General features: G+C 57.7%; 5 protein-coding genes. 1 reads left to right on the top strand and 4 read right to left on the bottom strand.

Annotated elements, in window-relative coordinates:
• Nucleotides 1-256 precede the first annotated feature (256 nt).
• Together QW863_RS25670 and QW863_RS25665 are read right to left on the bottom strand one after the other, a co-directional pair.
• Nucleotides 257-754: a TIR domain-containing protein gene (locus QW863_RS25670; protein WP_315769030.1), complete on the bottom strand. Its 498-nt coding sequence runs from the start codon at nucleotides 752-754 to the stop codon at nucleotides 257-259.
• Between the two features lie 5 nt (nucleotides 755-759).
• Entirely contained in the window at nucleotides 760-2,199 is a 1,440-nt protein-coding gene (locus QW863_RS25665) for an SIR2 family protein (protein WP_315769028.1), read from the bottom strand.
• Nucleotides 2,200-2,598: 399 nt separating this feature from the next.
• On the opposite strand from QW863_RS25665, the gene QW863_RS25660 reads away from it, so the two are divergent.
• Nucleotides 2,599-4,110, top strand: a complete 1,512-nt coding sequence (locus tag QW863_RS25660) for a DUF4062 domain-containing protein (RefSeq protein ID WP_315769026.1) — start codon at nucleotides 2,599-2,601, stop codon at nucleotides 4,108-4,110.
• 324 nt (nucleotides 4,111-4,434) lie between these two features.
• Here QW863_RS25660 and QW863_RS25655 read toward each other — a convergent pair whose 3' ends face one another.
• A complete protein-coding gene (locus tag QW863_RS25655) occupies nucleotides 4,435-4,773 on the bottom strand; it encodes a helix-turn-helix transcriptional regulator (RefSeq protein WP_315769024.1) in 339 nt (112 codons plus the stop codon).
• Nucleotides 4,774-6,331: 1,558 nt separating this feature from the next.
• Entirely contained in the window at nucleotides 6,332-7,378 is a 1,047-nt protein-coding gene (locus QW863_RS25650) for a hypothetical protein (RefSeq protein ID WP_315769023.1), read from the bottom strand.
• Nucleotides 7,379-8,403: the final 1,025 nt, after the last annotated feature.

Raw genomic sequence — 8,403 nt, 5'->3', positions numbered from 1 at the left:
CGCTACGGCGCTATTTGGGAGCGCGCGTCCGGGCGGCTTTGCTCCACCGAGCTACACCACCTCCGGGGACACGACCTGCAGAGGCGCCGGCCTTTGAGTGCGAGAGGATTTCGAGCTCGAATCAGCACCTGCGGATTCAGACGATTTCGCCCGGGTGTACCGATATCACCTCGCCCAGGATTGAACCAAGATGTCAGTGCCAATGAACTCGTCTACGGAAAGCGACGCGTGCTTGCAGTCGGGTGTAACCAGGCCGTCAATTCTTGCTTCGAATGGTGACGGCTTCCTCAACCGCGTTCGAAAGATGCGTGGAGATCCAGTCATAGCGCTCTTTGCTCGATGTACCTCCGGGATTGTAGCACTTGACGATGGACGACAACTTCTTGCCTGTGTTTCCATAACCGATAAAATCAAACGGATTTGCTCCTTGAGTTGAGGTCTCCCCATTTAGATTCTTGAGACCGTGAATGTAGATTCCGACAACTCCTAACCCATCATCCCAAGCCTTGATGATTTCGTGGTTGATCCACTTCCGATTGGCCGTCCCTGCGCCAACCAGGACGATCGCGCAGGTTTTTCCCTTCATCTGACCAGCAATCCACTTCTTGATCGCGTCATCGCCCCCTTTGGTTACAGCTTCCCAATCATTGTCTGAAACGGTTTGACTGCCTTCGACCACGCCGATGTTACGCACCTGACTTGCGCGCGCATTGTCGGGCTTATAATGAAAACTGTAGAAACACTTTCGAGCCATATGAATTACTCCTTGGCGAGACAATCGATCAGTTTGAGCAACGGTTCCAGAAGATCATTCGGGTCCTTGACGGGACGACCGATCGCTTTGAGCAGGGGCCGAATAGTCCTTGTATTCCTTGGAAAGAACACGTCGATTTGCGAAGTGACTTCATTCCATAGTTCCGACGCTGCCGATCCGGAAGACCCGATCGGGATGAGGTAGAGGCCCTTGGCTTTAGCAAGCTCGAATTCCGCGCGAACACCGTCGGCCTGGACAATCTTGCCTCCGACATTCTTATTGCCCATCACAAAGATAGCTATGCCGGCCTGCTCGACGAGTTCGTTTCGATAGCGTTTGAATGTCCTGTCGCGCTCCTGTGGGTCTGAAATACCAATCGGAAACGGACGCAGCATCAGTTGCTCCTCGATACTGCGTTGACGCGTGGAGTAGATCTGTTGTACGGCTCCGGTCACAACAGCTTCGCCGATCCCAAGTCCGAAGCCAGAGGTGATGCGCAAATCCTTCTCGATGAGTGCTCGGGCGAGCTTTGCCATGAATTCACCGGTCGCACTTTGGCCCCATGAGCCATAGTCGGCGGCGCTGCCGGATATGAAGACCGATCGCCGACGGTATCGGTGTTCAATCGTTCGAAGCAGCTCGGTAATCTCGGAAAACTCGTCGACGAGAATAGTCTTGATGTTGAAGCGCAACAGATCCTGAAGAAGAAGTTCTTGTTTGATCAAAGCATAGTCGAACTCTGCTTTGCTTTCTTTGGATTGGCGGCTCCGCCGCTTTGCGATGCAGTAATGCTGTCGCTGATGCTGAGTGAATCGCGAACGAATCCGGCTTAGAATAAAGTCGAGATTTGGATCGCTGAAGCTAAAGCCGAGAAACAGGAACGTCTTCTCGACGAGATCACCCAACAGCGCAGTCACGAATGGCGCGTGCGTGCTATGATAGCGCTCATAATCGTCCTTGCTGAGGACGGCCTTGTCAGGGTGTTCGATATCGCCATGCATCTTGTAGATGACCGCATCGCGGCCGCGACGCGTGATGGCGAGTTGCTCGTTGGTGTATTTCGCATCAACCCGCCGACCTCCAGCCTCGAGCGCAGCTTCAATCAAACGATCATAGTTGGTCGTCCAATATGTCTGAATGGGCAACCTGGCGAGCAAGGTATGGTTTTCCGTCGGTCCTTTCAGATCCGAAAACTCGTCAATAAGAAGCTGATTGAGTTGGTGCCGGTTCGTCGCGTTGGTATTGAGATGATACTGCGCTAATGCGACGAGGTCCGTCTCCTTCGTGGCGTCGAGGCCAAGGTCACTCGCGATGGGTGACATGAGCCCGGGCCAATCAACATAGCCAGCAGCTCTCGAGAGCCCGGCGCCGACAAACACGGCCGCGTTATTCTCTTTCAGCTCCTTGAGGTATTTGCCGACAAAGTCTTCTGCGTCCTTTTGCATGAACGAACTGCCTTAGCCGCAAAATCTCAAGCCAAGCTCGCCTGCGCTAGACCAAGCAATGGATTGAAGAAATGATCGATCCGACAATTAACTTGCTATAGTCAGTCGAAGATGGTGAGAATTGTCAACCGCCGGTTGCGGCGGATTCCGCCTCTCTTAGGTCGCGCGCGTTTTGTCAATTTTTTCAAAGGGATGAGCCGCTTTTCTGTTCGCGGCGAGAACAGGCGCGTATCCCGGAGGCCGGGCGTGGTCCTCCAGTCTGCCACTGCCCGCGGTAAATCCTAGGAGCGTGCCGCGGCTGCTCGACACTCGATTCGACCGCCTAGTCGCATCAACGAATCTTGAATGAGAAGCCTAAGACGTGGATCGTCGACATCAACAGATTTCATGATGCCTGCCATGACCTCTCCCATCTCGGAGGTAACCGCCAAAGGACCACGCGTCTTCCTCTCCTCAACGTACAAGGAAAGATTCCCGCATGCCGCCGAGCATTACTACTTTGGATTACGGAGGCAATTGTACGAACTCGGCCGTGAACTGGGAATCACAATATGGGTTCACGAATGCGTCGAGCATACCGGTCCTGCCAATGCGCGCGATAAGGAGTCGAGCCCCGATTGGATAGCGGCTATTGAGGAGTGTCTTCAGGAGCTATCGCAATCGGATCTGGTTGTTGTTGTCCTTGGCCATAGGGCTGGAACGCCTATCGAAATAGATGACGAGGGAAATACAGCGGCAAGCGTCCTCGAGGTCGAACTCTTCTACGCCAGCCTCAAGCGTATTCCGGTGGTCTTTTATGCATTGCGTGGATACGAGCCCGATACCGAGCTCTTGAACCTGATCGAAGTCCTGGATCTCAAGGGAAGTAAGAACTGGTTCGAGATTGACGAAAGGGATGTTCTCGCGGACGTCCGGGCGCTTCTCGCGGGGTTTCCAGCCGCCGCATCCGAGGAGTGGAAGTTGCGGTTCTTTCACGACCGGCTGGCGAATCGAACTTCATTCCTCGACCTCAATCGGGAGATATACTCCTCCAAGCTTAGCTTTATCGGACGGTTTGCCCCTCGGAGCGCCATGAACTACAGCCCCGCGCGGTTCTACCGGCTTCTAGGACTAGCCGAGCAGGAGCCGGCTCACAATGCAAGCCGGCTTGGCCTTCTCTGGATGGCTTTGAGAGAAGTGTCAGTCGGCGGATGGCGCGATGATCGCGCTGATGAATGGCAACACATCTGCGACCGATGGCCGGCGGCGGCCGCCTGGACAGGCATACATGGTACGCTGAGCACAAGTACTCTGGCCGCGTTCCATACGCGGAATGATCTCCTTCGGAGGCGAGGCCGGTTGCCAGAGGAAGATATCGGCTTCCCTTTCGGACCAATGGCCAGCGAACTGTACTCGATGGGATTGATATGCGAAACGCCCAGGTGGAAGCGCCGGCGCTTTGAGGCTGCGATAAAGCTTGCAACGCGCCATCTGGATCGACATCCCGGTGGAGGAGCTTTGGGGATCCGCGCAAGCGCACATTTGCGCCTGGCTCAACTCGGCCGCCCGTGGCACATCTATAGCGCACTATCGGACTATCGTGAGGGATACCGCGTTCGAGAACGGAGTGGAGCGTCCGCTTCCGCGCTGGGCGAGTCCTTAAGCGAATGGGCCTTTGCGGAATTTCAACTGCGGAATCGCATTCATTTCCGCGTCGAGGCAACACTGAACAAGCTACGTGAAGGGGTTCGGCTTATGGAGACCGCCCCAGATCCGCATAAAATTGGGTTCCTTATTCGCGGGAAGCGGAAACTCGCGCAAGCGCTGTCGCAAGTTGGTCAGCATGATGAGGCGGCTGTCGAACATCGGGAAGCCGAAGAACTGGCGCGCTCATTCGGGATACTTGGCCAGCTCAAGGACCGTGGGAGTTGACGGTTGGACCAGCACGCCGGCGGAGACACCGCAGTCGATTCCCGTGACTGAGAACGCGCTCGTCAACTGATCTTCGGCGCTCTGTCGGAGTTCGTTCGGGCTGATGATGCGAATATCTGGCCCGCGTTTCTGTTCGCAAATGATGTCGCGTAGCGTTCTTGCCTCACCGGCGTGGTCTGACTTCAGCCCAGGTTCCTTGTAGGAGAAGAATGCCTCGAAGAGGCGTAGCTCACGGCCGGGGCAGGCGAATGCTACACCTCTTCTGTGGATGTTGAGCCACGTATCTGGAGGCCCGACTTAATCAGCCCACCTATGTAACTTGCTTTACTTGAGCCGTCCACGATGTGTGGCCAGCGCCTCAGCTTGAATTACCAAGCTCTGAAGATCATTTTCGGAGAGCGCGCGGCTCGCCATGCGAAGCCGTTCAACCAGCAAGCCCCGATTCGAACCTTCCCTCACGTCTTCGGAGAAGCCCAATAGAATGTTTGGTGTCGTGGCTAGCACCTTGCAGATGCGCAATAGCGTCGAAAGGTCCGGTTCGCGGTCCCCGGTAACGTAAAACCCGTATCGCCGTTCGCTCAAGCCCGCACGACGCGCCACCTCGGCGTTTGAAAAGCCTAGCTCTTTAGCGCGGGATCTTAGCTTTTGCCCCAGTACCTGCATCAGAACAATCTGTTCTGATCCCACTTGCAAGGTCCATGTAACTATTGTACCGTATTAGGTACAATTTGTACATACCCCAATCTGAGGCGCGCGACTTTAGAGTTCAATCGATGAATGCCAATGGCCCCTTGAAAGGCGAGAGACTCAACCCTCGAAATGAGCTTCCAAGGTGTCAGACAGCCTCGGCTGAACGGCTTGAGGACGATTTCACGCTTGTCCAGCTTGACACGACGTTTGTCACATTGCTGTCGGAGATTTTCGCCCTGGAGCCCGAGCACAGTGACGGTCGGGGGCGACGAGAGGCAGAGAACATTCGCTCGGACGAGGCCAGACGAACGCAAAGGATCGAATCGGTCCTGGCTCGCCTAGAACCCGTTGAGCGGGCAATTATGGCTACGCCCGCACGGACGATCGTAGGTCTGGGCATAAAGGCTCGTCATGCAGCCTACGTGATGTCAGAGCATTGGGATGCGCCTATCGAGCAAATTGACTGGCACGCCCAAGCCGTTCGGCTCTTGATCGAAGCTGTGTGCAAAGCTGCCGGCTTGCAGCTGCCCTTCCCTAATAAAACAGGCCTATAAACTCGCACGATCAACGCAACGCGCTTAGCACGAGATGCCAGCTGGATCAGAGGTCGGCGTCGTGGCTTGCTGCCTGGGAATCCGATCCGCAGTTGCACACTCATGCCTTCGTCTTCAACCTACCCCGCGTCGCGATGGCAGCTGGGGCGCGATCGTCAGCCGTGAGCTCTACAAGGCTCAGAGGCAGGCCGGGACCACCTACCGCCAAGCAGCCGTTCTCACACGGGGTTCCCAGGAGGGCGAGGTCAAGCCCGCTCGCCGGTTGCTCAATCATCACCGCCGGCAGCTTTGGCCCCAGGTCAGCTAACTCAGCACCACAGCGCCGCTCAACTTGGCTCTCGCCTCGGCCAAATCCTCCGCACATTGGACCAGCCGGCCGGCATGTCTGGCGTCAAGATCAAGCTCCGCTACCGCGAGCACGAGCGGGATTGACCGAGAGCCGGGAGACGAAAAACTGGACGTTGCTTCCCCGGCCTCCAGCGGCTCCCGATCACGCAACGGGAGTGCCGGCTGGCGGTAGGGGCCCTGCCCGCTTCGCAATCGATCTGCAGCTCTCGGGAAGCGATCTGCGCACTTCAAATTTGGATCGCGAGAGCCGACAGCGTTGGCGAGGCCCGAAACCGAAGCAAACGCACAGCGAATCGTTGGTGAGACGGGAGATTTCTTTCGTATACGCGCCCAAACGCCGGCAAGCTATTGACGAGTCATGATTTGCCGATCGTTCGGCAAGACCGCTGTATTCGCTCGACCCCGCTTGTGTAAACACCGAAGGAGGGGAGCTTTTTGTTTCACCCCAATGAGATAGCCGCATGCGGCACGCGAAGCGTCAGCACCGGAGGTGCATAGGGTGTGAGAAAACTCTTGCTTCATTCTTCTGGCGTTCGACCGCAACTTTGCGCGGAAGCAGGTTTGCTGCTCACCGATTTGGTCAAGACTCGTATCGCGCGATGAGCTTGCTAGAGACGAAACGGCAACGGTCAGAATGAACCCGCGCGCCTGGCGTGAACTCCGGCAGCGAGCAGCAGCGCCACTGCCATCGGATCAAGGACGGCAACGAGAGCCAGCGTGAGCAGGCGGACCGCTCGCTCAAAGTCCGTGGCGGGTATGCCGATCAGCTCGGCGAGATACCGTATCGGTCCGACCTCGGCCTCGGCACGCCGGCGTTGCGCGTCAATCTTGGCTTTCTCGATCTGCAGATTGGCGAGAGCCTGGGACTCTCGTTGGCGTTCCACCGCGATGTCGGCACGTTCGCGACGCCTCTGGTCAGCAATCGTCATCGCTCCGACGGGCCGGCCAAGGCGCGTTGCCTCGTCGATCGCTGCGTCGATCTGGGCAATACGCCGGTCTATGTCGGTGACCGCTCGGCTCTGCATCCCGAGGCGGGCCTCAACATCTGCGGTTCTGTCGGCAAGGGTGAGATCTATGGATGCCATATGGTCGAGGTGAGCGCGGGTGAGGAAGCCGAATACGCCAACGGCGTTCAGGCCCATCAACAAACCAATCATCAGGACGAGGACGAACCTCAGGATGGACGGCGCAGACATCCAATGCTCAGTCAGCCAGGCCGCCGCCACGAGCTTTCCAGCCTCCAGCACGGCGCCCATGATGATGACAGGCCAGAAGGCCCCAGCGAAGATCGCGGTCAGGCCGTCGATGGAAAAGGCAGCCGATACACAAGCCAGCGCCAGAGCCACAATCAAGGCAGCGAGCTTGACGCGTTTCGGGGAGCGATCAGCTTCCTCCGCTCCGGACAACCCTGTGACGCCGGCGGCGTCCGCAACGACGGCGGTACCATCTGTAACCGCCGACGTTACGTTCCCCGTTACAATGATCGCTTCAGCGTTACGACTGATCAGGCCCGCGCGCTCCCAGGCTTTCAGGCGACGACTGGTCCGCATCCTATTCCAGCCCCATCGGCGTCCGAGCTCAGCGGCGCTGACCGTCACATGTCCCTCGGGCTGGGAGCGCAGCCAGGCTAGCGCCTCCATGTCATCGAATGGATGGGGTGGAACGGACTCGGTCATGATCAGATGCTGCTCCTTGCGTCTCGGCCCCGCGAGATCGGAGGCGCGCAAAAGCCCGGCTGCTCCAAAACGATGACACTGACTGCCGTAACCGGAACGGGGAGCTGCGCGCTCGGACCGGGATCGGTCATCCCTTGCCCGCCCGGTGGAGACAATACGGAGAGGCCCTGCGTAGTGGAGTCGGATGGCGAAAGATTCTGACCGCCGCTTGGCGAAAGCGGACCAAGCCTCGCGAGCCATGCCCTGCGTTCAGGTGTCCTGCAAAAGTGGCATGTCCGAAGCCAAAGCGGAACGGCCGAATTGCGCGACGTCGCGCGCTACAGCCCTCCCCTTACCGGCCACGATGCGCTGTTGCTGCCTACCTGCCGCCGATCGACACTCGATCTAAGCCATCCGTATCGGCGATTTGCGTGCGGCTTTAACACCAGTTTTCCTCGATGCTGGACCGATCCGTGTTCAGTTGATGCTGGAGGGCAGTTCGACTTTCCATCTCGGATCTGCGGACGAACAGCATCGCCGCTGCAGTTCGATCACTCTGGTTTGTGTCGATCGATCGCTAAGACCCTGCGCCCGGATACCAATGAGCCGACAGGAGCCGCAGCAAAGATGCTGCCTGAGACTCACCACTCGTGTAGCCACCGCGCGGTGTCTGAGCGCAGTTCAGCCTGGGATTGGAGAGGAGCGAACGTAGGGCGGGCTCGACGGCAAGATAAAAGCGCCTCTCCGCGGCGTAGAACCGGCGGTCGTAAGTCTTTGTACTCACTTATCGCAGCACGGCACTGCTCTCACACCCATAGTGTTGCTCGAGGAAGAAAGACCAAAGAGACCAATGTTCCGAATGGCACCAATCGCAGCTTAGCGAACTGGCTCGCAGAATTGGGACATACCCAGCCATAGGCGCATGGAAGGCCGCTACAGAGCCACCGGAGCCCGGTCAAGGCTCGCCTTCAGCGCGACCGGCGAAGGGTCTGGCCGGCCTTGACCGGCCTCCGGCTGGCCCAGCCCTTTGCCGCCCCCGCCTATGG

Source organism: Bradyrhizobium sp. SZCCHNR1017 (assembly GCF_032381375.1).
In the GTDB taxonomy this organism is placed as follows: domain Bacteria; phylum Pseudomonadota; class Alphaproteobacteria; order Rhizobiales; family Xanthobacteraceae; genus Bradyrhizobium.
Note: the sequence above shows the minus strand (reverse complement) of the source record. Positions and strands in the feature narration are given on the sequence as shown.